Raw genomic sequence first — 24,408 nt, 5'->3', positions numbered from 1 at the left:
GGAAATGAGTCTGTTATGGATTTTTTATCATAAAAACTATCAAAAAATAAAACTGGATGATCAGAACAGCCGCACGCTCACCATCGGGCCGGATTTGAAACATTCTGTCACGATCAAGCATTTTTCGTTTGAAAAAGGCCCGGTGGTACTGGAAAAGCAGAAGGACTCAGACGCTTTCAACGTGCAGCTGGGAGGGGAGACTGTTTCTTCTTTAAAGCTTGGCGGAAAGGCGTCCGTCCAAAGCGGCGCTGAACAGCTGACACTTTTTTTAGCCGAAGAATCCGACAGCGTTCCCGCCTACTATTTGGGAGAGAGACAGGAAGTCGTCATTTCTTCCCTTGATCAAGAAGCGGATGTTTATTTCAATGAAACGGATTCATTCTTTGGAGAAAAAGGTACATTCTCCTTCATCCGCCTCGACGGGCGATGGAATGTCCTGCCGAATGGCGCCAAAATTTATTTGAACGGAGAAGAAGTGTCCGCTTCGGTCTCCGTGCAAAATGGAGACGAAATCGCATTTGGACTGAATATTCTTCGCATCATTGAAGATGACCTCTTGGAAATCGAGGGGTTCGGGCAATATGATACGTCTTTGGAGAACATTCTCAAGCCGAGCTCGGAGACAAAAAATAAATATCCGCAATACCGCAGGCCGCCGAGAATGATTTACGATCTGCCGGATGAAAAGATATCCTTCAGCTTCCCGGCACAGGAAAGCGACGGAGACAACAGAGGCTTATGGCTGATGATTCTGCCTCCGATCGTCATGCTGCTCGTCATGGGGATCGTGGCGCTCATTCAGCCGCGGGGAATTTTTATCATCGTCTCCCTTGCGATGTTTATGATGACGCTGATTACGTCAACCGTGCAGTACTTCCGCGACAAAAATCAGCGTAAAAAAAGAGAAGAAAAAAGAGAGCGGGTCTACACCCTTTACCTTGAAAACAAAAAGAAAGAGCTGCACGAACTTGCAGAAAGGCAAAAGTTCGTCCTTGATTTCCATTTTCCTACATTCGAGAGAATGAAATATTTAACAAAGGAGATCAGCGGACGGATTTGGGAAAAATCGATTGAAAGCGCCGATTTTCTGCAAATCCGCCTTGGAACGGGAAATGTTGCATCTTCATACCAAATCAATTTGAACGGCGGAGATTTGGCCAATCGCGATACAGACCATCTCCTTGAACAAACGCAAAAAATGGAAGAGGTCTACAGAGAACTGAAAAATGCACCGATCACCGTGAATCTTGCTGAAGGCCCGATGGGCGTCGTCGGAAAATTGTCCGTCGTCAAAAATGAAATTCATCAGCTTGTCGGCCAGCTCGCATTTTTCCACAGCTATCATGATTTGCGCTTTATCTTTATTTTTGACGAAGCCGAGTATCAAGAATGGGAATGGATGAAGTGGCTTCCGCATTTTCAGATGCCTCATATTTATGCGAAAGGGTTTATTTACAACGAACAGACAAGAGATCAGCTCCTTTCAAGCATATATGAAATTTTGAGAGAACGGGATTTAGATGAAAACAAAAAGAAAACTTTGTATAAGCCGCACTTTGTGTTTATCATCACAAATCAGCAGCTCATCGCGGAACACGTCATTTTAGAATATTTGGAAGGCAAGCAGAAAAACCTCGGAGTGTCGACAATCGTGGCGGCAGAGACGAAAGAAAGCCTGTCCGAAAACATTCATACTCTTGTTCGTTATATTACTGAACAGGAAGGCGACATTTTGATCAAGCAAAAGAAAGCCGTCCAGATCCCGTTTCAGCTGGATCACCACAACAGAGAAGACAACGAACTGTTTTCCCGGACGCTGAGAACGCTTGACCACCAGACGGGCATGACGAATTCGATTCCTGATACCGTATCGTTTCTCGAACTGTTCCAAGTGAAGGAAGTCGATGACATCGGTATTGGCCAAAAATGGTTGACAAGCGAATCGGCCAAATCTTTGGCCGTACCGATCGGCTATAAAGGAAAAGACGACATTGTTCATTTAAATCTTCACGAAAAAGCCCACGGCCCCCACGGGCTGCTTGCCGGAACGACCGGTTCGGGTAAAAGTGAATTTTTGCAGACTTATATTTTGTCTTTGGCCGTTCACTTCCACCCGCATGAAGTCGCATTTTTGTTAATCGACTACAAAGGGGGCGGAATGGCGCAGCCGTTCCGGAACATCCCGCATTTGCTCGGAACGATTACTAACATTGAAGGCAGCAAGAACTTCAGCAACCGGGCGCTGGCGTCCATTAAGAGTGAGCTGAAGAAAAGGCAGCGGCTCTTTGATCAGTATAAAGTCAACCATATCAATGACTATACAAAGCTTTACAAACAGAAAAAAGCGAAAACGGCGATGCCGCACCTTTTCTTAATTTCAGACGAATTTGCCGAGCTGAAAAGCGAAGAACCGGAATTTATCCGCGAGCTTGTCAGCGCGGCAAGGATCGGCCGAAGTCTCGGGGTGCACTTAATCTTGGCGACGCAAAAACCGGGCGGCATCATCGACGACCAGATTTGGAGTAACTCCAGATTCAAGGTCGCCTTGAAGGTTCAGGATGCGAATGACAGTAAAGAAATCCTTAAAAATGGGGATGCGGCTACCATCACGGTAACGGGCCGCGGTTATTTGCAAGTCGGCAACAATGAGGTGTATGAACTGTTCCAGTCTGCATGGAGCGGCGCCCCTTACATGGAGGACGGCTACGGCACAGAGGATGAAGTGGCGATCGTCACAGACACCGGTTTAATTCCTTTGTCAGACGTTGACGCCGATCATACTGCGAAAAAAGAGGCCGTAACGGAAATTTCCGCAGTCGTCGAACAAATTGAACGGATTCAAGAGGAAATGGGAATCGAGAAGCTTCCGAGCCCTTGGCTGCCGCCTCTTGAAGAGCGCATACCTAAAACACGCTACCCGTCTGAGGAAGCGGATGCCTTTAACTTTGCTTATATCGATGAACCTGAAAAGCAAAGCCAGGAGCCGATCAGCTATCGCATGATGGATGACGGCAATATCGGCATCGTCGGATCGTCAGGCTACGGAAAATCCCTGACCGCTACGACGTTCATGATGAGCTTTGCCGAACAATATACACCGGAAGAATTGCATTACTACATTTTCGACTTTGGCAACGGAACGCTGCTTCCGCTTGCAAGGCTTCCGCATACCGCGGATTATTTCTTGATGGACCAAACGAGAAAAATCGAGAAATTCATGATCCGGATCAAGGCGGAAATCGAGCACCGGAAAAATCTTTTCCGCGCAAAAGAAATCAGCCATATCAAGATGTACAATGCGCTGAATGAGGAAAAGCTGCCGTTTATTTTCATAACGGTCGACAACTTTGACATCATTAAAGACGAAATGCATGAACTTGAAAGCGAATTTATCCAGTTTTCACGCGACGGCCAGTCGCTTGGAATTTATTTAATCCTGACCGCGACAAGGGTCAATGCGATCAGACAGTCGCTCTTGAACAACCTGAAAACGAGGGTTGTCCACTACCTGATGGATCAGTCTGAAGCATATTCGATCATCGGAAGGCCGGAATTCAGCCTTGAACCGATCCCTGGACGCGTCATTATCAATAAAGAAAACCAATACTTCGCACAAATGTTTATGCCTGTGGAAGCGGACAATGATATCGAGCTGTTTGAACGGATCAAATCCGACATTCAGGCGATCGCAGAACGGTCGGAAGGCATGAGAAAGCCGGCGCCTGTGCCGATGCTGCCGCTGGAGCTTTCCGTTACGCAGTTTGTGAGAGATTATCCGCTTCAGCCTGAAAGAGGCCTTATTCCAATGGGACTCGATGAAGAATCTGTCGAACCGGTATACTTTAACCTTGAGAAAAATAAGCACTGCCTCATCATGGGTCAGACGCAGCGCGGAAAAACAAACGTCATCAAGATCATGCTCGAGCACCTGCTTGACCATGACACGAAAAAAATTGCCGTGTTTGATTCGATAGACAGAGGGCTTTCTCAATATGCGACAGAGGATCAAATCAGCTATCTTGAAACAAAAGACGACATTATGCTCTGGCTGGCTGAGACGGAAGAAATTTGCCGGACAAGAGAAGCGATGTATTTGGAAGCCGTTAAACAAGGCGAAATCGCCAACCTTGATTTTTCACCGATGGTCTTTATCGTCGACGGACTTTCACGGTTCCAGCAGACAATCGACGCATCTATTCAGGATAAAATGGCGATGTTTATGAAGTCATACGCCCATTTAGGCTTCCACTTTATACCTGCCGGAAATCACAGCGAGTTCACAAAAGGCTATGATTCGCTGACAAGCGAAGTCAAGCAGGTCAGACACGCCATGCTATTGATGAAAAAATCCGAGCAGAATTTGATTCAGCTCCCATATGAACGCCAGGAGCCGGAAATTCTCCCGGGCTTTGGCTATATCGTTGAAAACGGCAAAGAGAGGAAAATTCAAATTCCTTTATGTGCCGTAGAAAGGAAGAAAACGAAATGACGGAACAACAAAAAAGCACGCTGAAAATTATCAGCGCCTTCGTCACGATCATCTTGCTGCCCGTCTTGTTCTTTCATTTCATCGGTGAGAACCCGACGAAAAAGGTATCGAACGCGACAAGGGAAATCGCTGTCGTCAATGAAGATACCGGCATTTTGAAAGATGACGGAACCGTTGATGAAGATGCGCTGCTGGGGAACGAAATCTCGGCTTCCCTGGTTGACCGTCCGGACTATAAATGGACGGTCGTCAACCGGAGCGCAGCAGAAAGCGGACTTTCGGAGAAGCAATACGATGCGATTGTCTACATTCCGTCGGACTTTTCGCAAAACATTTTAAGCTACAACCATGAGCGTCCACAAAAAGCGGAGCTGGAATTTAAAATTCAGGACCAGCTTGACGCCGTCAACAAGGAAAAAGTCCAGCGCGAACTTCAAGACGCGCAAAAAACGGTGAGCAAAAAAATGTCTTCCCTGTATTGGCGCTTTGTCAAACAGGGAGTCAAAAAGGTCAGAAAAGAGTTTGACAGCATCGTAAACAAAGAATCAGAGTTCCAAAACGCGATGTACAATTTTTACAAGCCGAGCTCCAACAATTTAGCGGGCGAAGTAGAAAGACAAAAAGAGATGATCGACAGACTGAAAGAATCGATCAATGAAACAGAAGGCACATCAAAAGAGCGCAACGCAGGCGTAGAAGAATCCAAAAAACAATTGGACAGCTTCGTCGACAACGTCAATCAGTACAAACAATATCAAGAAAAGCAGTCGGAACTGCTTCAATCGGCCCAGGCGGACAGTGAAAAACAAATTCAAGACGGCCTGACATCTATCAAAGACAAGCAAGCCAGCGCCCAAAGCCGCTTCAGCGAACAAATGAACGGCATGGCAACTTCGCTCAATGGTTTACAAAACCAGTTTAGCTTGACTTCTACCTCTCTTGAAAACCTGCAAAAAACGCGGGAGGATCAGATTTCAATCCAACTGAATGGGATTAATTCGATCCAAAATAAGTTGATAGATAATTATCAGGCTGAAACAAGAAAAGCTAATTTGAATAAAATTGAGCCTGAGTTGATTGACCAACGTTCAGAGCTGTCGAAAGGCTCTGAAGATGATTCGCAGAATGGAACCGATCCTGGTTCGGATGATGAGGATAAAGGTGATGAAGACAAGGATGATGAAGAACAGCCGAACAGTTTAGAAATCAATCTTCAAGAACAGCAGGATGAATTGAAAAGCATTGCGGCTGAGCTCAAAGAATTATCCGACGGGCTAAAAGATTCTTCCGATAATGATAGTGGAGATACGGGAGGTACGGAACCATCTCCTGAAGAACCGGGTCCCGACCAAAGCGGAGACCCTGCTACTGAAGATCCGGCTTCAGATCAGAGTGAAGGCACTACTAGTGAAAACACGAGTTCTGATCAGAATCAAGAATCGTCCGCCGTAACCGAGGAAAACGGACAACAAGACGCATCAAATCCTGAAGATCCGACAAATGATCAAGCAACAGGTGAAGATGGAGATACCCAGAACCCTGGGAATGAACAGCCTTCGCCTTCAGAAGGATCAGATGGCGAGGTTGCCAAATTAAAAGAGCAGCTAAATGAAGCTGCTGCCCGGCTTAAAAAGGTGGAAGAAGACCTTCGTACAAAACAAGACACTCATAATGAAGAGCTGAAAAAAAAGCTTGAAAACCTGAGTGGAGAAATTACAAACCTAAATGAAAACATTGAGGATTTAAAGAAAGAAATAAAAGATCTGAACGATGATATTGATGCTATCTATAAAAAAATTCAAAATATAGAAGAGAGAGTATCAAAATATCTTCCAGAAGATAGCACCTTAAAAAAAGCTTTTGAATCTAACATTCGTACGAGAGATGTCGATCAACTGCTCAATTACTATAAGTTACTATCAAATTATGAAACAACGTTTTTCGGTTCAGTCAATTATTCAACTAAGGAAAGCGTCATTTCCGGGACACAAGACGGCCTCAATACAGTCCTTAAAGTTGGTAAAACCGAAGCGGAAAAATGGGAAAACCTTAAAAACAACATGCTGTTATCAAATGAGGACATTCAAGATTACACAGAAGGTATGTCCGATTTTGTAACAACCTACGGCGCATTCATTGATGAAAAGCAAACAGAAACGCTGAATGAACTCAGCACGATTTCAGAACGAGCAAATGCCGTATCTGAACAGCTGCGCAATCCGGAAGGCGCCGGAACGGCGGTCATGCAGGGAGACGCGACAGATGGAACGATGGTCATCAGCATGCAGGATACGCTCGGAAATGACATTTTGCAGCTGTCTAACATGCTCGGTTCCTTGTCGGAAACGCAATCAGGCGTCATCGAGTACACGGGCAATATTCAGGAAAGTGTGAACGATGTTCAGAAAAAAGCGGATACCCTGAATTCAAATTGGGGCCAAAATGTCGCGACGACAAAGCTGATCCGCGGAGACGTGTACGGCATTCTCGGCAATGCGTTCGGAGGAAACGACGGATATGTATACGATCATCTGGCAAGTCCGGTGAAAATCAGCGGGGATGTTCCAGAGTCGAAAGCGCAAAACGTACCGCCGGTCGTCATTCTCGTGATTGTGATGCTTTCCAGCTTGCTGATCGGATATTTCAGCCACCATTATCAAAATGCTCCGCTCTTAGTCAGAGGCGCGCTGTTTGGCATTTTGAATATTATTGTCGGACTGATGATCAGTCTGTTCGGTTTGAACATTTACTCACTCGCAGACGATCAGGCTGTCATGTGGTCGGTCTTTACGATCTTGCTGCTGGTCGCAAGTTCAGCCATCATCCGGACGGCGTTTATGCTGGGATCGATCGCAGGCGGAATCGCAACAGCCGCTATGGTGCTGTTCTATGTAGCGCCGCTGCTTGACTTGGCGATGCCGAACTTCAGCTTTAACAATCCGGTATCAACCGTATATATGTCGATTCAGTACGGAACTGGAAGCCAGTTTGCACTCGGAATCGGTGCATTAATTTTAATCACGATCATCGCGATTGCTGTTCCTTTTATTATCGATTTTGCAAAATCAAGAACAGAAGAAAGCGAGACTGACCATGATGCTTAATGCGAAATGGGGAAAGAAGGGGATCATGGCAGTCATGCTCTCCTTCTTTCTTTTCACTCCGTTCGTGAAGGCGGAGGAAACCGATAAAGTCGATGTAAAGCCAAACGAGTATGAAAAGCAGGATATTAAAATCGAGACGGACTATCTTCAGGAAGAAGAGACGGAATACAAGGAAGAAATATCAATTCCAGAAGAACTGAAGGAATTCTCATTTACAGATTCGAAAAAAGAAGATGCCATCGAAAAGCTGAAAAGCCTGTCCGGAAGCTTCACGAATGAAAGCAATTCCGTGGCGTCAAAGCTGAAGCAGCTTGACCTGTCATTCTCGGCAAATCCGTCCTTATCGGGACGGGAAGATGACGCTGCGGAAAGCCGGCAATCCATCTTCCTGCCCATTTTATACGGTCTGCTGATCCTCTTATGCATCGCAGGTCTGTTCTTTTTGATTCCGAAAGTCAGCGGGCAGCAGAAAAAATAGGAGCGCTCAACAATGAAAAATCCGAGGTTCTATAAGGTGCTATCTGCATGGTTAGCTTTTGCATTGGCGTCGATTTGGTTATTAATGCTTGTGGCAGTACACGGGCTGCTCATATTAGAATCCATTTTCTATTACATTGTGGTCATCTGCACATTAGGCATCATTTTACTGATATACCCATCGATGAGGGAGGGACACGATCAGGCAATGGCGGACTTTGTCCACTACGGTTATGGCTTGCTAGGCTCGGGTGTGGCACTCGCCATCATGATCTTTGCTTTGATTCGCATTTTAAAAGGGAAATGCGGTTCATGGACGCAAGGTCTGCTTGTTTTTGGGGCAGCTCTCCAGCTGATTGTGTTCGAATGGTTCAGTTTACTGACGGCGGTTTTTTACGTGCTCGCCGCGTTTCTTCCGGAACAGAAAACCGCTGCACTTGAGAAGCAGGCTGATGAATCAGTACAATAATGGATAAGGAGGGACGCCGTGTGCATTTATCCATTGTTACCGGAGCGTCAAAAGGGCTTGGCGCCGCGATTGCCGAAGGGCTTTTGCAAAAAGGCCATATTGTTCACGCTGTCTCAAGGACCAAGTCTGAAGTCAGTCATGAGAGGCTGATCCGGCATGAGGCTGATCTGACACAGCTCGCCGAAACAGAAAAGTGGTTTCGGCAATTGACAGAATCTGTCCAAGCCCGCGATTTTACTTCGATCACCTTGATCAACAATGCGGGTATGGTGACGCCGATCAAGCGCGCCGGTGAAGCTGAACCGGAAGAGCTGAGGCTGCATTATGACTTAAATTTGTTAGCTCCGGTGATTCTCAGCCAGCTGTTTACCAAATGGCTCAAGCCATACAAAGGCAAAAAATCGATTGTCAATATATCATCAGGTGCGGCCAAAAACCCTTATAAAGGATGGAGCGCCTACTGCAGTTCAAAAGCGGGGCTCGATATGTTCACGAAAACATTCGGCTTTGAACAGGAAGATCAATCTGATCCGGTGAAAATGATTTCTTTCTCACCGGGGATCATGGATACCGGCATGCAAGAGGTAATACGTTCATCATCGAAAAAAGACTTTCATGAAATTGAACGATTCAAAACCTATCAAACAGAAGGAAAGCTGAGAAGCACGCCTTACGTCGCTGGCGTTCTGCTCGATCTGCTTGAGACCGACTTTGAAAACGGCAGAGTGTATGACATTAAAGAGTTTTTGTGAAAAATAAAAAACAAGCACATCAAATCGATTGTGCTTGTTTTTATTATGGCGCCGGCTCATATAGCGGAATTTTAAATATGATGTGTCAGATCAATTGAGATTTACATGAAAATATGTTAGGATTCTAAAAATATATAAAGGAGGGGTTTACATGAGAAACGTAACATTAGTGGATGTATTCACCCATCCAATCGCACAAAAATATTTAACACGCTCCGGTGTAGCTCATGCCGTAGCCTGCGCTTACCACGCATACCGCCTGGCGGTGCGAGCGGGAGTAGACCCTGATATCGCGACAAAAGCGGCTTTGCTGCACGATATCGGTCATTATGAATGGTATACCGACGGGGAATGGGATTATGAAAAATACAAGCAAAACGACATTCACGCGATAAAGGGTGCCGAGCGCGCTCACAAGCTGCTGATCCGCCTCGGCGAAGATCGGAAAGCGGCAAAAGAGATTGCTTTGGCGATTTTGCTTCATACGGATTCCTATTTGCCAGAAGGGGACCTCGATAAAAACAAGCTGCAGGAAATCGTCAAAAAAGCGGATGAGCTGGATGAAGAGCCGGGCGGAAACCACCATTACCGCAAAATCGATCATAAGCTGGCGCTTGAAAAGATCAGAAAACTTGACCGCATGGTCGATGAATCTTTATCTCCCATGAAAAGAACGGTTTAATCGGACAAAGGGCTGTTTTCAAACTTCTCCCCTTTGTCATTTACATAAATAGAGCGGATGATCGTCCTGTTAAACGGCGAGTTGTCTGCCGTTTTTCCTGAAAGGTCGATCGTCACCGAATACAAGCCCGCTTTTTTGAATGACAGGCTGTTTTGCAGTGCATTGATGGAAGCTGGTTTCAGCGACTTTTTCTCGGCCTGTTTTCCGTTTTCATAGCGGATAGAACGAACGGACGCCTTAACATTCGCAAGATTTGCCGATTCTCTGGTGACTGCGTTTTTAATTTGCTGGTTCAGAGGAGAATCGAACGTCACAATGAACAAAAACGCCTCTTTTTGTTTGACAGATGATGCGATCTTCCATGTACCTGCTGCCGGATTTTTAATGGCAGCGGAATGGACGAATCCCCCTTCAAAAACATCCGCCGTCTTTGCTTTTGAAAAATCTTTGAGCGGTTTGCCGTGCGGATCTGTCAATTTGATATTTCCCGAGGAATGATTGCTCAGCCAGTGAACGGTTATTTCCTTGACGCCTTTTTCAACGGCGAATTCCTCTTCTCTCAATCCATGATTTTCCCCTCCTCTGATGAAAGGGTACGATAGGTTTTCCTTGATGGCCGCTGTTTCATTTGCATATGCCTGAACCGTCAATAAAGGCATAAATACAGGAAATGTGAGGTTTCCTTTAATAATCGAGAAGTGATCCCACTTCCCTGTATTCAGGTTTGTGGCGTAAGGGAGTCTCGCATTTTTTTCGGTGACGGCACCGTCATTTTCGCCAAACATGTTTAAATAGACGCCTCCAAAAAATAAAACGCTGCCGAACCCGCCGATTTTATTGCCTGCCAAGGTGAAATATTTGGTTTTCGATCGATTGGGATGATTGTCGGTCTGATCGCGGAACGATTTCATAAACCCTGTTTGGAGAGAGTAAACGGCGGCATTTTTCTGGCCTAAAATATCGGCGAGCCATCCTGCCCAGCTGCTGTAGGCAAGGTCTGCCAGCTGCGAACCGTGATGGGGGGTTCCGAGCGTAATCAAGCGCTCGACATAATGGTATGCGTTGTGATGAATCAGCGCCGACTGACTGTCAATTCCGCCTTTGCTGTAGGAAACGAGAATGACCTTGCGGCCGAAATGCTGGTAGATTTCGCGCAGTTTCGCGGCCAGCATCGCTCCGTTATCCTGCATGTCTTTATCGGGGTGAAGATCGATAAAAGCCGCATCATATCCGTTTTTCCACGCCTGCTCCGCCATGTCATTTTCGTCAAACCAAGCGCTTGAAGAGCCGTTTAATCCATGGACAAATACAATCGGCGGTTTTGCGGGATCAGGATGTTCAACAGGGTCTCCCGCGAACCAGTGACCCGGATCGCCTCCTCCTCCTTTAAATCCTCCCGCTTTCGATACATGCGGATACACGACCAGCAAAACAAGCATGAGCAGTACCAGTTTTTTCATCGTTGTTCACCTCATGGTTTTGTTGTAAGCGTTTTCATCTTATTTTCTGAAGGTGAACTTTATACCGATATACTGAAAAAAATTTAGAAAATATTCATAAAAGATAGGAATATACACTGAAAGGCCGGATATCCGGCCTTCAATGTTCATGCTTTTCCATGTTTTAAATGTTTGCGGAAGAACGATTTGACGATGTCAAGGGTATGAGCCTGGGTAAAACCGTTATGTCCGGCCCCGTTTATTTTATACATAAGGGCTTCATGGCCTTCTTTTATTAAGGCTTCAAACAATTGGATGCTTTGTTCATAAGGGACGACATCGTCCTGATCCCCGTGCATGATCAGAATGGGGGGCGCGTCCCTGTGAACATAGCTTATCGGACTCGCTTGTTTCGCCTGTTCTCTGTTTTCTTGAACAGGTCCGCCGATCAGCTTGGATTCCGGTGAATTGGGTGAATCATGGTCGAAGATGGACGGATACTTGCTCATGGACAGAAGATCAACCGGGCCGAACCAGTCCGCAACCGCATCGACTTTGCTCGATACATGACGGTGTTCGTCCTGGCCTTCTAATTCTTCAATTCCTTCGGTCAATCCAAGCAAAAGAGCCAAATGGCCGCCTGAAGAATCCCCCCAGACTCCCACTCTATCAGGATCGATGTTATAGCGGTCGGCATTTGCTTTTAAAAAGCGGACAGCTGTTTTCACATCATGAAGCTGAGCCGGAAACACCGCCTCTCCGCTGCCTCTGTATTGAACGCTTGCCACGACATAGCCTTGCTCGACAAATGGAACCAGCTGGGGGATAAAGGCGGATGTATCCTGTTTTGTCCACCCCCATCCGCACCCTTGCAGATAAATAATCAGCGGGTATGTTTCTTGATTGCCTTCACGGTTAAATAACGCATCCATTGGATTGCGGCGCACCAGCAAATGTAATGTCAAAGAAGTGTCTTTCACTTTTGTGTACTCAATATTCGGTATGAGCTGAATGTAAGAGTTGGTGTTTTGCTCCCAGTTGATTTCTTTTATATGATTCGTCATGTTAAGTCCTCCCTTAATGTGTTGGAAATCCGAATTCGCCTGTGTTGATCACATGGTACCCACCGTTGTAATGAACAATATTACAACGAGGCGAAAAAATATAATGCAAGACGCCTGTTGTAAGCGTGGATGTTACAACAAGGTGGAAAAAATCATGCCTCATTGAGAAGCATTCTTTTTTTGGATAATCAGATCAGTCAATTCTTTTATAGAAATTTCTTTGAGTATAGTCTCCATGGCTGTTTGCGCTTTTAATAAAATAAGCTCAAGAACCTGGTGGATATTCGCGCCAACCCAGCAATCAGGATTGGGATTTTCGTGAGTGTGAAACAGTTCGCCTTCACCGACAACTTCGACGGCTTTATAGACATCATACAAAGAAATGGCGCCGGCATCCCGTAATAAGTGCGCGCCGCCTGTGCCGCGCTTTACTTCAATCAAGCCCGCTTTTTTCAGCAATCTGCTGATTTGGCGGATGATGACCGGATTGGTATTGACGCTGTCTGCGATTTGCTCTGATGTCAAATGGTCGCTTCGGACTTGCATCAAGGATAACATATGTACGGCTATCGTAAATCTGCTGCTGATCTTCATCAAATCACCCTTCCGTTGTAATTATTGTATTTACAACGGGTGAAGCTGTCAATCTTTTTTGCTCAAAAAGGTGTTGAAATGAAACCCTGTCAAAGCTTTTTCGTATGAATGGAAGGAAAACAGTTGACAGACGTTAGTGGGAATAGTAGTTTTTAGATTAATGAAAAAAGCCGGGAGGAAACAAAGCTTGTTTAAATCAAAAACCCATTTTTGGACGCTGCAAATTTTATTGGTTCTTCTTATTATTTATGTGTCGACAAAAGTGTCTTTTCTTTTCGAACCGATCATTGTATTTGCATCGACTTTATTTACTCCGATTTTAATTGCGGGAATCTTGTATTTTATATTCAATCCGATCGTTCGGTTTCTTGAGAAAAAGCTGCCGAGAACGCTGTCCATTCTGCTGATCTATTTGGCGTTTGTGGCATTGATCGTGTTTGTGCTGTCAGCTGTCGGTCCTGTGTTTACAAAGCAGGTGACCGATCTGTTTAACAGCATCCCGTCCTATGTGAAACAGATCCAGATTTTCATTAAGCAAATGTCGAATTCGCAGTGGTTCACTTGGATGATGAATCAGGACTTCGTATCGGTTGCCAAAATCGAAAGCTCAATCGGCGAATATCTGACGAGCCTGCCTGAGAATATTACAGGGAGCCTGTCTTCTGTATTCGGTGTTGTGACCAACATTGCGATCACGGCTGTTACCGTGCCGTTCATCCTGTTTTATATGCTGAAGGACGGCAACCGTTTCCCGAATTTGGCTGTCAAGATTCTGCCTGACAAGTACAAAAATGAAGGACTGAAAATTTTTAAGGATTTGTATGAGACGCTGGCGGCTTACATTCAAGGACAGTTGATCGTTTGTATGTTTGTCGGAACGGCGTGCTTCATCGGTTTTTGGATCGCCGGTGTGAAATACGCGCTGATTCTCGGCGTGATTATTGCCGTGACGAATATTATTCCATATGTCGGACCGTTTCTTGGAGCGACACCGGCTGTCATTATCGCTTTTCTCGACTCGCCGACGAAAGCATTCATCGCGCTGATCATCGTCGTTGCCGTTCAGCAGACAGACGGAAATCTGCTGTCGCCGCTGATTATCGGCCGCCGTCTGAATACGCATCCGCTGACGATCATCCTTTTATTAATCGGCGCCGGAAGCTTCGGAGGCATTCTCGGCATGATCCTGGCCGTTCCGGCTTATGCCCTGCTCAAGGCTTTTACATTGAATATCGTCCGCCTTGTCCGTTTAAGGCAGAGGTATAAAAAAGAAACGGCGGAAAATCCTGAAGTCTGAACGTTTTGCCCATTTTCACATATGATGCTAATAAATTGAATGGCGGAGGTGTGAAGATGCCGGCGATCGTCGGACCGATTTTTATCAGGCAAGTCGTTGATGACAGCGCAGCCTTCTTTGGAGATGTGTTTGCCATTTCCCCGAAGTGCACGGATGTTTCCGGAGGAGGAGCGGGTACATTTTTAACAGGGGACTACGGTTTGATTCAAAACAATAGCAATAAAACATCCTTCACAGATGCGGATGTGATCGACGGTTTCAAGTCATTGAACCTGTGACAGCCTCTTTTAAAGAGGCTGTTTCTTTTTTATAGTATAATGGGAAAAAAGATAGATAAGGCAGGTGACAAAGATGAAAATAAGGAAGGCAAACATCTTGAACAAAGATCAGATGATCACAGACGTTTACCTCCATGAAAATAAAAAGGAATTTCATACGCTTGTGGCTGTGCCGCAACTGGAGTGGAGTAAGCTGATTTCTTATGAGGAAGAAAAAGCAGAGCTCGCCGAAAAGCTTGACCGGTCATTGTCGAAAGTGGCTGAAGCGGATGCGGCCGAGGAGCTGTCCAAAAAGATTGTACAATGGGTGACCGAAATGTAGCCCGGGCTCATGCCCGCTGTTTTCATGGGCATACTGATAAAAAAACGCAGCTTAAAACAAGCTGCCAGCAAGATAAACTGGAGGGTCTAAGACGTGAGCGACCAATCAATGGATCAATATTTACAGCAGGGAATGTATGGACCACGCGAAACGAAGCCGGATGAACGCAGACTGTTTTTAGGCTCGCTGAGGGAACGGGTTATCATCGCATTGACGAAAGGACAAGTGCTGCGTCCGCAGGCATACCGCGAAGTCATCGATGCGCTTGGCTCAAAAGCGGATGCGACATTATTGCTGAACGGTGAAATCGACTACTCTCATTTATCTCCTTACATCAAGGAGTCCAATAAACAAGGTGTTTCTTTTTCCATCGTGTCCGACCAGCAATCGGATACTCCCCTTGGACTTGTCCTCGCAGCGCGCGAGGCTGTAGAGAAAGAATCGATTTATGTTCAGGACGACATCTTTGAGCAGTCGGTTTTAAACAAGAGATGAGGCACGGGTTTTCGCACGCGTCTTCCACAGGGCGTGCGAAAACCCGCGGTTTTTGTTTTTTTCTGAAAAAGAAAAAACCCGCTGCTGGCGCGGCTTTGCAGCCATATCCGCTTGATTCGCCATTCACTTGTCCGTTTAGATAAGTTATAATGTTACCTATCATACAAAAGGCAGGGAGGGCGGCAATGAAAAAAGCTCTTATATGTATAGATTATACAAATGACTTTGTCGCAGCTGACGGAAAGCTGACGTGCGGAGAACCAGGCCGGAAAATCGAAGACGCCGTGACGCGTCTCGCGGAAACGTTTATTCAAAACGGCGATTACGTCGTATTTGCAGTCGATTCACACGAGGCCGGCGATTCGCATCATCCGGAAACCCGTTTGTTTCCTCCACATAATATAAAAGGTACATCAGGACAGGATTTATACGGAAAGCTTGAAGCGCTTTATCGAAAACACGAACATGATCAGAATGTCTATTACATGGAAAAAACAAGGTACTCTGCTTTTGCCGGGACAAACCTCGAGCTGAAGCTTCGTGAAAGGGATATTAAAGAACTGCACCTCGTTGGCGTATGCACAGATATATGCGTGCTCCATACCGCAGTAGACGCTTATAATAAAGGGTTTAATCTTGTCATTCATCAAAACGCAGTGGCTAGCTTTAACCCGGACGGGCACGACTGGGCTCTTTCTCATTTTGCAAACACCCTGGGAGCCTCAGTGTCAGATTGAGGAAGGAGAAATGAAGGTTGGAACACCGTTTTACAGACGACAGTCTAGCACTACACACAGACCTATATCAAATTAATATGGCGGAAACGTATTGGCGCGACGGCATTGATCAAAAGAAAGCCGTTTTTGAACTGTTTTTCAGAAAGCTCCCTTTTGACAGCGGTTTTGCCGTTTTTGCCGGTCTTGAAAAAGCGATTGAGTTTTTGCGGGATTTCAGATTTACTGAAAGCGATTTAGTTTATTTAAAAGAAGAGCTGGGCTTCAAAGATGACTTTCTCAGCTTTTTAAAAGATATGAGATTCACCGGTTCGCTTTATTCCATGCAGGAAGGCGAAATCGTGTTTGGAAACGAACCGATCATGAGGATCGAAGCGCCTTTGGCCGAAGCGCAGCTGATTGAAACGGCTCTGCTCAACATTGTGAATTACCAAACATTGATCGCGACAAAAGCCGCGAGAATCAAAAGTGTGATCGGAGATGAGACGGCGCTCGAATTTGGAACAAGGCGCGCGCATGAAATGGACGCGGCGATGTGGGGAGCAAGGGCCGCGATTATCGGCGGGTTCGATGCGACAAGCAATGTCCGCGCCGGCAAACGTTTTGACATTCCGGTATCGGGCACGCACGCCCATGCGCTTGTTCAAGCCTACCGCGACGAATACACGGCATTTAAAAAATATGCGGAAACCCATAAAAAATGTGTCTTTTTGGTCGATACATATGATACGGTGCGTTCCGGCATTCCAAATGCAATCAAAGTGGCGAAGGAATTCGGTGATCAAATTGAATTTTCGGGAATCCGCCTGGACAGCGGAGACCTCGCCTATTTGTCCAAGAAAGCGAGAGCCATGCTGGATGAAGCCGGATTTACAGATACAAAAGTCGTCGCCTCAAGCGATCTTGATGAGTATACGATTATGAACCTGAAAGCCCAGGGCGCAAAAATCGACGTCTGGGGCGTCGGCACAAAGCTGATTACCGCTTATGATCAGCCGGCTCTCGGCGCGGTTTACAAACTCGTTTCCATCGAAGAAGACGGAAAAATGGCAGACACGATTAAAATTTCTTCGAATCCGGAAAAAGTGACGACTCCAGGCTTGAAAAAGGTGTACAGAATCATCAATCAGCTGAACCATCATTCAGAAGGCGATTATATCGCTTTGGACTATGAAAAGGTCAATGAACAGGAGCGGCTGAAGATGTTTCACCCCGTTCATACGTTTATCAGCAAGTTTGTGACGAATTTTGATGCGAAAGACCTTCACCAGCCGATCTTTGAAAAAGGCGAGCTTGTTTATGAGAATCCGAGCATTCAGGATATTAAGCGGTATGTTCAAGAAAATCTCAGTTTGCTTTGGGAAGAGTATAAGCGGATCAGCAAGCCCGAAGAATATCCTGTCGATTTAAGCGAAGCTTGCTGGAACAACAAGATGCAGCAAATTCACGAAGCAAAAATCAAGGCGAAAAAAGGTCTGGATCAAGGTTGACTCTGTAAACGATAGTTTTTAATATAACTGGGGATTGAAACAGATAATTTCTTCGGGGATTATCTGTTTTTCAATATTAAGTTCAATATTTGGGCGGATTTTTTAAGCGGACGGGATTTGCTCATTTAATTGATATACTTAAAAGCGAAGGCACCTCAGTCGCTAGGGGGAAAAAGAATGAGGGTATTCGTTGCCAGACAGCCAATATTCAACAGAAAAGAACAAGTTGTCGCATACGAGCTTTTATACAGAGAGAGCGAGAAAAACTTTTTTTCCGGTATTGACGGTGATCAAGCGACAACAGAATTGATGATTAACAGCTTTTTAAACATTGGAATCGATAAATTGACAGAAGGCAAAAGGTATTACGTGAATTTTACCGAAGGTCTTTTGGCATCAGGGCTGCCGACTTATTTTGATCCGGACCAGCTCGTTGTAGAAATCCTTGAAGATGTGCCGATCACCCCTGAGCTTATCGAAAGGTGCAGGCATTTGAAAAGCCTCGGCTACACGATTGCCCTTGATGATTTTTGTTTAAAGCATCGCGTGGAGAGGGACTTGCTCCATCAGCTTTTGGCATCCATTGATATTTTGAAGATCGATTTTTTCAAAACGACGCGGCAGGAAAGACAGAGCATCCTTCGATCATGCCGGAACCACCGTCTGACGTTCCTCGCTGAAAAAGTGGAGACGCGAAAGGATTATGAGCAGGCTGTAAAAGACGGATTTCAACTGTTTCAAGGCTATTTCTTCAGCGAGCCCGCTGTGATTGACGGTCAGGACATTACATATCATTTCCATGCTTACTATGAGCTGCTGCATGAATTAAGCGAAGATCAGCCTGATATTGAAAACGTCACAAATATTATAGAACGCGATTTGTCGCTTTCCTACCAGCTGCTGAAGCTGTTGAACTCTCCGGCCAACCGGCCGATTCAAAAGATTAAAAGCATCCGCCAGGCTATCGTGCTTCTCGGATTTAAAGAAATCAAAAGGTGGATCTTCATCCTCTCATTTAAGGATTTAACGAAAAAACAAAACTCCAGCAAGAACGAAGTCGTCAAGATTTCGCTGATCCGCGCGAAGCTTTGCGAATTGCTGGCGAAAAAAACGAATCGCCCTCAGCCGGCTTCTTATATGCTGACAGGCATGTTTTCATTTATCGATACACTGCTTCACAAAGAACTGGCGGAAGTCATCAGCGAACTGCCGCTGACGGACGAAGTAGGACAAGCACTGCTCGGCAAAGAAAACGATTATCGAAAAATCTTACGGCTTGCAAAATCGATCGAGCGAAACGAATGGGAAGACAGCACGCCAGAAACAGAAGGCTTAACAAAAGATGAAGCGTATCAATGCTATCTTGAAGCCGTTGATTGGTGTCAAAAACTTTTATAAAAAAATTCCGGCTCCTTTTTAGGGACCGGAATTTTTTTTGCGCTAAGACCAACGCAGGAGGAGGAATATTCTGCTGCGGGGGCTGATAAGCATGATGCGGATGCCGTCGGGATCGAAAGAGGCATCAAGCTGGCTGCGGACGCCAGTTTGTCTGAGCAGGGCAAGGACGGTATTTTTTTGGTTGCTTTGGGCAGCCGTCATGATTTGGTGAGCCAAAGCACGCGATGCTGAAAGCCTGCTTAAAATTCTTTGTCCGTCAGCCATCAAGCCCTCCGCTTCTTTTGCCGAACGCGAAAAGGCGCTGGCTTCAACTTCCGGATAGACCTGCCGGCAGCGGATATGTTGGTATGGATGCATCCAAAAGCAATGAGAAGGAAGCAATATGAACACCTCGTTTCAATTTTTACGGGTCAAATTGCGGTTTTTGCGGTGTAAGGCGAAGGGTCGGTTTTTTTTAAGGGCCGAAATGCGTGTCGGTCTATTGCGTGTTTTTCGGTGGTGCATACCCGATCTGCGTTCCTTGAACAATCAAGTTTTTCTATTCCCCGCTAGTTATTACTTTAGACTCAATGTCGCAAAACGAACAAAAAATAACTGAACTTGCGGTGCTAAAGGGGTTTATTAGTGATCTTTATTTGATCCCTTTAAAAACAAACTAAAATTTTATGTTTCATTAGGAATTGAGAACTAATCGCAAGTCGTGTAGAATGGGTGTTATGGTCTATTTAAAGTTTGCGGTGTAACGCATGAATTTATATGCAACTTTTCGGTGAAAAAGAGACCAATTCCCTTTAAACTTGTATTAACAGATCAAATACCTATGACTCGTTCACTATACACAAATTGATTGATCTTCCAAAAGGAGTGTGGAATCGGTGGAAAAGCAACAAATTGAAGAATTAAAACAACTGCTTTGGCGGCTAGAGAATGAAATCAGAGAAACAAAGGACTCCTTGCGCAAGATTAACAAAAGCATTGATCAATACGATAAGTACACATATCTAAAAACCTCGTAAAAAGACTTGTTTCAGACAAGTCTTTTTTTTTTGCAAACAAATCCAAAAAAAGGATATATTATTATATAATTGTTAAATAAAAAAATTGCTCTGTCAATCGGGAATTTGATTTAGTAAAATATTAAGAAAGGAGGGAGCACCATCTCTAAGCTTTTTTGTCTAGATCACAGTAAAATCAAGCAAAGAATGAATCATTTTATAGACGTTGAGATTCCCAACGCGGACTTAAATCGGACGCTGCACGCTTTTCTAGATGCAAAGGACCAGTTGCATTTCAGCGAGCTTGCTTTTTATCATTACCAAAGTTTCGGCGGCACGGACACTGATGCGGCGGAAACGCTTGGAGCGGGCATAGAACTTTTGATTCTTGCGTTTGATATATTCGATGATTTAGAGGATGAAGACAGCCCCGATGAACCTTGGATGAAAATAAACCGTTCAGTCGCAATGAATGCGGCGACTGCGCTTTATACATTAGGTATTAAAGTGGTTAGCTCCGTTTCGAATGATCCTGCATTCTTACATAAACTGATTGACTATATATTGCAATCATCCCAGGGACAGCATGAGGATCTAAGAGGCAAACCCGTCACTGAAGAAGAGTGTCTCGATATGATCAAGCGTAAATCAGGTTCACTGGTGGCTCTTTCATGTGTTTTGGGAACCATGCTTGCAACCGGGAAATTTAATCCAACTGTTGAATCTTATGCACTTCAATTGGGCATAGCTTTACAGATCGAAAATGATTATAGAGGTCTTTTCTATAATTCAAAAAGCGATATTGTGAAAAATAAGCGAACACTTGCTTACTTATTCTTGAAAAGAAAATTTAACCAATCCTCAATTGATTTATTAAAAGTATTTGAAAATGAGGATAAAATTGCCGATATAGAAATAAAATGTTATAAAGAAAAATTGAAGGAAGCGGGCATTCCCCAATATATGTATGTCATGATTCAGCTTGCTATTCAAAAATTTAAAAGAGGAATAGCTGAGTTAGAGTTGGAACAAGAGGAAAAGAAATGGCTTGCTTCTTTCCTTTTGAACAAGTTTGATAAGGAGGATTAAAGTAAAACGTGCAGGATATTGTAAATTTTTTAGTTCAGCATCCAGAAGTTTTAGAACAGGTTATAAAAGGAAATGCCAGTTTGATTGGGCTGGATAAAGATCAATTAATAAGTATAACGGAAGGTTTTAAAGAATGGGAATCTATTGGAAGAAGAGTTCCTGTCTGGGGATAAATAAAAAAATAGGGCGTTTCAAATGAAATTTTCGTTGAAGTTAGTGTCAGTAACTCTTGTAGCGATTACCTGTATATATACTTTCTTTGTTATATATCTATGTTATAACAACATGTTTGTAGGTGCATACTTAGCCTACAATTCGAAAAACCAGCTAGTCGTGGATTATGTTGAGGAAGATTCTTTAGCTGATTATACGGGTTTAAAAGCTGGAGATATCATTCTTGAGGTTAATAATGAAAAGCCGTCTAAGAAGGGACCAAAGAATAAAATTCTAGCAGATGTCCGTTCACTTTCTATTGAGAGAAATGGAAAAATCATTACGACTGATACAAGGGACACTATTATTAGTTATGATGTTTTATTTACTGTATTAATTCCGATTGTATTTTATTTATTATGCATGTTTTGTGTGTTTTTGATTTTAAAGTCTAACAAGACGAATAAACAAATGTCTTCATTTTTGTTAATTTTATTTTTAATAGTTATTTCACTAGCTTATGTAAGTGTCGGTGGTGTTTCAAGAGGTGATAAATTTAGCCGATATCTGAATTTGTTAACCTTCCTATCAATACCTGCTAGCTATTATCACTTTATACTTCAATATTTCAAAGAAATTGGCAAAAAATTCTTTAGCGATAAAATGTTGTTGCTCTATGCTTTACCTTTCTTGAATATCGTTTTAGAAATTTTTTATGACCTTACTGATTTTCTTGAGGAAGGTAGGCCATATGTCAATTTGTTTTCGTTCTTTATAGGAATTGTTTTAGTTTTCGGAGTTATTATTTACGGTTTAATTAAATATAAGCATTCAGAGGAAATTTATTTCTTGAAAATGCTTATGTTAGGAAATTTCCTTGGTGTTCTTCCTTTTGTAGTATTCTTTGTTCTTCCAATTTTAATTATTGGGGATTATATTTATTCTGCCGCAGTAGTAGCTCCATGTTTATTGATCATTCCGTTTTCTTTAGTTTATCAATTCATATCTAATAAAACTTATGATGTGGAGTTTTTGGTTGGAAGATTAAAATACTATGGCCTATTGGCGATTATTCCAACAATTATGTTGATATCTGCTTTCAAGCTAATGAAATATCAAACTGGGGACTACTATGATCTAAGATTCACAATCTATATCTACCTGGTCATGCTCGGTGTTTTTTACCTGAAAGAAATCCTTGATTACCGCTTTCGTCTGAAACGTTTTTCAGAAAAGTATAACTACCAAGACAGTATATTTAAGTTTACACAAACGATTCGAACACACTCATCTTTAAATCAGGTTTTGTTGGAATTGAAACAAACAATTCTCGATGTTTTGATTGTCAGCCAAGCCCATGTTCTGAAAGTTAAAAGCGACGGGACAATATCTTTGCTCGAGGGAGATACCGAAGAATATCCGTGGATCCCGTACGAACAAGAAGTAACCAAGGTCATCACCGACATCGGCAAAATCGTCGAAGTCGACCGAGGATTTTTGATTAAGATCGGTGAACGGGGCGGGACTTCTTATGTCATGCTGTGTTTGTCGGTTTTAAATACGCCTAGGCTGACGCGCGATGAGATTTCGTGGCTTGAGACGCTGGCGTTTTATACGAGTGTTTCCCTGGAAAACGTCTTGAAAATCGGCGAGCTGATGGAGCATCTGGAACATGTGAAAAAAGAAGGGCCGAATCCGGCGTGGCTGAATAAATTGATGTTTGCGATTGAAGAGAAGCAGAGATCTGATTTGGCCCGTGATCTTCATGATTCTGTGCTGCAGGACATGATTTCCTTGAAGCATCAAAGCGAGATGTTTCTGGCTGATTTTGAAAAAGATAAAGTCTGTACGAATCAAATCAGGCAAAGGCTCATCAATATGAATGAGCAAATGTCCACCGTCATCCAGACGACAAGGGAAACGTGTCAGGAGCTGAGGCCGCAGCTGTTGTACGATCTCGGACTGGTCAAAGCCCTTTCGAAACTGGCGGCACAGCATCAGGAGTCCTCATCGATCGATAAGATCCGCCTCAATACGGAAAGGTTCTCAAAGGTGCTCGACCTGGACACGCAGCTGAATTTGTACAGAATTGTGCAGGAGCTTTTAAGCAATGCGGTTAAACACTCGAAAGCTAATGAGGTTTTGATTATGCTTGTCTGCATAAAAGAAAAAGTTGTTCTTCATTATGAAGATGACGGCATCGGTTTTGATCCGGACAAGCTTTATCAAAACAGCGCAAGCATGGGGCTGTCGGGTATTCGCGAGCGAGTCCGCGCGCTGAACGGCAGTCTGGATATACAGACAGCAGAAGGGAAAGGCTTCAGGGTCGCCATTGAAATGGAATTGTAATGTTTAGTTAACATTTTTGCTTGGCATCCGCCAAGTTTTTTCTATAAAATGGTGATAGGGCAAGGTTACGCAAAAGGGAGGAAATTATGAGAAGATTACTTGTGATCGATGATCATCCGGCTGTCATGGAGGGGACGAAGGCAATTCTTGAAACGAACCAGGACTTTGTTGTCGATTGCCTCAGCCCTGAAGCCAGCGAACAATTTCTCAAGAAGCATGATTTTTCTGCGTATGACCTGATCTTAATGGATTTAAATTTGGGTGAAATCAACGGCATGGACCTATCTAAGAAAATCCTTGAGACGTGTTCATCATGCAAAATTATCGTTTACACAGGCTATGAAGTCGAAGATTATTTTGAAGAGGCGATTCGTTCCGGCATGCACGGCGCCATCAGCAAAACGGAATCGAAGGAAAAGATTATAGAGTACATATATCAGGTACTGGATAATAAAATTGTCGTCGATTATGATTATTTCAAGCAGCTGATTACACAGCAAAAATCGAAGTCAAACAGCCAGCAGACCCAGCACGATCTTTTGACTGAAAGGGAATGCCTGATCTTAAAAGAAGTCGAAAAAGGCTATACAAATCAGGAAATCGCTGATGCGCTTCATTTAAGCAAGCGGTCGATCGAATACAGTCTGACTTCCGTATTCAGCAAACTGAATGTAGGATCACGGACAGAGGCTGTTTTAATCGCGAAATCTGAAGGCGTACTTTGATGAAGGGACGATT

The 24,408-nt window shown here is 44.1% G+C and carries 22 protein-coding genes; 18 read left to right on the top strand and 4 right to left on the bottom strand.

Annotated elements, in window-relative coordinates; genetic code table 11:
- Positions 1 to 4: 4 nt before the first annotated feature.
- The 6 genes from essC to M1D67_RS17500 all read left to right on the top strand — a co-directional run bounded on the left by essC (position 5) and on the right by M1D67_RS17500 (position 9,973).
- A complete protein-coding gene (gene essC, locus M1D67_RS17525) occupies positions 5 to 4,489 on the top strand; it encodes a type VII secretion protein EssC (RefSeq protein WP_479831410.1) in 4,485 nt (1,494 codons plus the stop codon).
- Positions 4,486 to 7,593 carry a type VII secretion protein EsaA gene (esaA, locus tag M1D67_RS17520; protein ID WP_458110700.1) on the top strand — a complete coding sequence of 1,036 codons (3,108 nt, stop codon included), beginning with the start codon at positions 4,486 to 4,488 and terminating at the stop codon, positions 7,591 to 7,593. Before essC ends, esaA begins: the two co-directional genes overlap by 4 nt.
- Positions 7,583 to 8,071, top strand: coding sequence for a type VII secretion protein EssA (gene essA / locus M1D67_RS17515; protein ID WP_025809752.1), 489 nt, complete (start codon positions 7,583 to 7,585; stop codon positions 8,069 to 8,071). Before esaA ends, essA begins: the two co-directional genes overlap by 11 nt.
- Before the next feature lie 12 nt (positions 8,072 to 8,083).
- Positions 8,084 to 8,539: a hypothetical protein gene (locus M1D67_RS17510; RefSeq protein ID WP_023856164.1), complete on the top strand. Its 456-nt coding sequence runs from the start codon at positions 8,084 to 8,086 to the stop codon at positions 8,537 to 8,539.
- Between the two features lie 20 nt (positions 8,540 to 8,559).
- The gene (locus M1D67_RS17505; RefSeq protein ID WP_101561515.1) at positions 8,560 to 9,291 is read left to right on the top strand and encodes a (S)-benzoin forming benzil reductase; all 732 of its coding nucleotides are present in this window, start codon (positions 8,560 to 8,562) and stop codon (positions 9,289 to 9,291) included.
- Positions 9,292 to 9,442: 151 nt separating this feature from the next.
- Positions 9,443 to 9,973 (top strand): HD domain-containing protein, encoded by a 531-nt coding sequence (locus tag M1D67_RS17500; protein ID WP_020452803.1) that lies wholly within the window; start codon positions 9,443 to 9,445, stop codon positions 9,971 to 9,973.
- Here M1D67_RS17500 and M1D67_RS17495 read toward each other — a convergent pair.
- From M1D67_RS17495 to M1D67_RS17485, 3 genes are all read right to left on the bottom strand, one after another.
- Positions 9,970 to 11,433 carry an esterase/lipase family protein gene (locus tag M1D67_RS17495; RefSeq protein WP_145654515.1) on the bottom strand — a complete coding sequence of 488 codons (1,464 nt, stop codon included), beginning with the start codon at positions 11,431 to 11,433 and terminating at the stop codon, positions 9,970 to 9,972. The two genes, M1D67_RS17500 and M1D67_RS17495, sit on opposite strands and share 4 nt — an antisense overlap.
- A gap of 146 nt (positions 11,434 to 11,579) precedes the next feature.
- The gene (locus M1D67_RS17490) at positions 11,580 to 12,476 is read right to left on the bottom strand and encodes a prolyl oligopeptidase family serine peptidase (RefSeq protein WP_249726877.1); all 897 of its coding nucleotides are present in this window, start codon (positions 12,474 to 12,476) and stop codon (positions 11,580 to 11,582) included.
- 159 nt (positions 12,477 to 12,635) lie between these two features.
- Complete coding sequence (locus M1D67_RS17485; protein ID WP_020452800.1) at positions 12,636 to 13,070, bottom strand: Rrf2 family transcriptional regulator; 435 nt, start codon at positions 13,068 to 13,070, stop codon at positions 12,636 to 12,638.
- Between the two features lie 187 nt (positions 13,071 to 13,257).
- Here M1D67_RS17485 and M1D67_RS17480 point away from each other — a divergent pair, with 187 nt between their 5' ends.
- The 7 genes from M1D67_RS17480 (at position 13,258) to M1D67_RS17450 (ending at position 19,084) form a co-directional block, all read left to right on the top strand.
- The gene (locus tag M1D67_RS17480; protein ID WP_025809742.1) at positions 13,258 to 14,367 is read left to right on the top strand and encodes an AI-2E family transporter; all 1,110 of its coding nucleotides are present in this window, start codon (positions 13,258 to 13,260) and stop codon (positions 14,365 to 14,367) included.
- 56 nt (positions 14,368 to 14,423) lie between these two features.
- Entirely contained in the window at positions 14,424 to 14,645 is a 222-nt protein-coding gene (locus tag M1D67_RS17475) for a spore germination protein (protein WP_020452798.1), read from the top strand.
- A 73-nt stretch (positions 14,646 to 14,718) separates the two neighbouring features.
- Entirely contained in the window at positions 14,719 to 14,967 is a 249-nt protein-coding gene (locus tag M1D67_RS17470) for a YueH family protein (protein WP_020452797.1), read from the top strand.
- Between the two features lie 93 nt (positions 14,968 to 15,060).
- Positions 15,061 to 15,462 (top strand): YueI family protein, encoded by a 402-nt coding sequence (locus tag M1D67_RS17465; RefSeq protein ID WP_026580054.1) that lies wholly within the window; start codon positions 15,061 to 15,063, stop codon positions 15,460 to 15,462.
- 185 nt (positions 15,463 to 15,647) lie between these two features.
- The gene (locus M1D67_RS17460) at positions 15,648 to 16,199 is read left to right on the top strand and encodes a cysteine hydrolase family protein (RefSeq protein WP_026580053.1); all 552 of its coding nucleotides are present in this window, start codon (positions 15,648 to 15,650) and stop codon (positions 16,197 to 16,199) included.
- Between the two features lie 77 nt (positions 16,200 to 16,276).
- Complete coding sequence (locus M1D67_RS17455) at positions 16,277 to 17,686, top strand: nicotinate phosphoribosyltransferase (RefSeq protein ID WP_229029889.1); 1,410 nt, start codon at positions 16,277 to 16,279, stop codon at positions 17,684 to 17,686.
- A gap of 177 nt (positions 17,687 to 17,863) precedes the next feature.
- Positions 17,864 to 19,084, top strand: coding sequence for an EAL and HDOD domain-containing protein (locus M1D67_RS17450; RefSeq protein WP_020452793.1), 1,221 nt, complete (start codon positions 17,864 to 17,866; stop codon positions 19,082 to 19,084).
- A gap of 42 nt (positions 19,085 to 19,126) precedes the next feature.
- Here the strand turns inward: M1D67_RS17450 and M1D67_RS17445 are convergent, their stop codons facing one another.
- The gene (locus M1D67_RS17445; RefSeq protein ID WP_223254849.1) at positions 19,127 to 19,474 is read right to left on the bottom strand and encodes a YuzC family spore coat inner layer protein; all 348 of its coding nucleotides are present in this window, start codon (positions 19,472 to 19,474) and stop codon (positions 19,127 to 19,129) included.
- A 485-nt stretch (positions 19,475 to 19,959) separates the two neighbouring features.
- On the opposite strand from M1D67_RS17445, the gene degQ reads away from it, so the two are divergent.
- From degQ to comA, 5 genes are all read left to right on the top strand, one after another.
- Positions 19,960 to 20,100: a degradation enzyme regulation protein DegQ gene (degQ, locus tag M1D67_RS17440; protein WP_003184860.1), complete on the top strand. Its 141-nt coding sequence runs from the start codon at positions 19,960 to 19,962 to the stop codon at positions 20,098 to 20,100.
- A gap of 186 nt (positions 20,101 to 20,286) precedes the next feature.
- Positions 20,287 to 21,168 carry a polyprenyl synthetase family protein gene (locus tag M1D67_RS17435; RefSeq protein ID WP_195258539.1) on the top strand — a complete coding sequence of 294 codons (882 nt, stop codon included), beginning with the start codon at positions 20,287 to 20,289 and terminating at the stop codon, positions 21,166 to 21,168.
- An 8-nt stretch (positions 21,169 to 21,176) separates the two neighbouring features.
- Positions 21,177 to 21,341: a competence pheromone ComX gene (gene comX, locus M1D67_RS17430; RefSeq protein WP_003184853.1), complete on the top strand. Its 165-nt coding sequence runs from the start codon at positions 21,177 to 21,179 to the stop codon at positions 21,339 to 21,341.
- Between the two features lie 22 nt (positions 21,342 to 21,363).
- Positions 21,364 to 23,670, top strand: a complete 2,307-nt coding sequence (locus tag M1D67_RS17425; RefSeq protein WP_256164492.1) for an ATP-binding protein — start codon at positions 21,364 to 21,366, stop codon at positions 23,668 to 23,670.
- An 86-nt stretch (positions 23,671 to 23,756) separates the two neighbouring features.
- Positions 23,757 to 24,395, top strand: a complete 639-nt coding sequence (gene comA / locus M1D67_RS17420) for a two-component system response regulator ComA (protein WP_003184849.1) — start codon at positions 23,757 to 23,759, stop codon at positions 24,393 to 24,395.
- Positions 24,396 to 24,408 lie beyond the last annotated feature (13 nt).

Source organism: Bacillus sp. PK6-025, from assembly GCF_056530265.1.
The sequence above is the reverse complement of the archived record's forward strand: the minus strand, read 5'-3'. Positions and strand labels throughout refer to the sequence as shown.

Excerpts from the sequence above, each read along its gene's own strand:
- M1D67_RS17485 (WP_020452800.1), bottom strand. The coding sequence starts at position 13,070 with ATGAAGATCAGCAGCAGATTTACGATAGCCGTACATATGTTATCCTTG.
- M1D67_RS17450 (WP_020452793.1), top strand. The coding sequence starts at position 17,864 with ATGAGGGTATTCGTTGCCAGACAGCCAATATTCAACAGAAAAGAACAA.
- M1D67_RS17425 (WP_256164492.1), top strand. The coding sequence starts at position 21,364 with ATGAAATTTTCGTTGAAGTTAGTGTCAGTAACTCTTGTAGCGATTACC.
- comA (WP_003184849.1), top strand. The coding sequence starts at position 23,757 with ATGAGAAGATTACTTGTGATCGATGATCATCCGGCTGTCATGGAGGGG.
- M1D67_RS17460 (WP_026580053.1), top strand. The coding sequence starts at position 15,648 with ATGAAAAAAGCTCTTATATGTATAGATTATACAAATGACTTTGTCGCA.
- M1D67_RS17435 (WP_195258539.1), top strand. The coding sequence starts at position 20,287 with ATGAATCATTTTATAGACGTTGAGATTCCCAACGCGGACTTAAATCGG.
- M1D67_RS17455 (WP_229029889.1), top strand. The coding sequence starts at position 16,277 with ATGGCGGAAACGTATTGGCGCGACGGCATTGATCAAAAGAAAGCCGTT.
- esaA (WP_458110700.1), top strand. The coding sequence starts at position 4,486 with ATGACGGAACAACAAAAAAGCACGCTGAAAATTATCAGCGCCTTCGTC.
- M1D67_RS17490 (WP_249726877.1), bottom strand. The coding sequence starts at position 12,476 with ATGACGAATCATATAAAAGAAATCAACTGGGAGCAAAACACCAACTCT.
- M1D67_RS17470 (WP_020452797.1), top strand. The coding sequence starts at position 14,719 with ATGAAAATAAGGAAGGCAAACATCTTGAACAAAGATCAGATGATCACA.
- M1D67_RS17510 (WP_023856164.1), top strand. The coding sequence starts at position 8,084 with ATGAAAAATCCGAGGTTCTATAAGGTGCTATCTGCATGGTTAGCTTTT.
- M1D67_RS17495 (WP_145654515.1), bottom strand. The coding sequence starts at position 11,433 with ATGAAAAAACTGGTACTGCTCATGCTTGTTTTGCTGGTCGTGTATCCG.
- M1D67_RS17475 (WP_020452798.1), top strand. The coding sequence starts at position 14,424 with ATGCCGGCGATCGTCGGACCGATTTTTATCAGGCAAGTCGTTGATGAC.
- M1D67_RS17500 (WP_020452803.1), top strand. The coding sequence starts at position 9,443 with ATGAGAAACGTAACATTAGTGGATGTATTCACCCATCCAATCGCACAA.
- essC (WP_479831410.1), top strand. The coding sequence starts at position 5 with ATGAGTCTGTTATGGATTTTTTATCATAAAAACTATCAAAAAATAAAA.
- essA (WP_025809752.1), top strand. The coding sequence starts at position 7,583 with ATGATGCTTAATGCGAAATGGGGAAAGAAGGGGATCATGGCAGTCATG.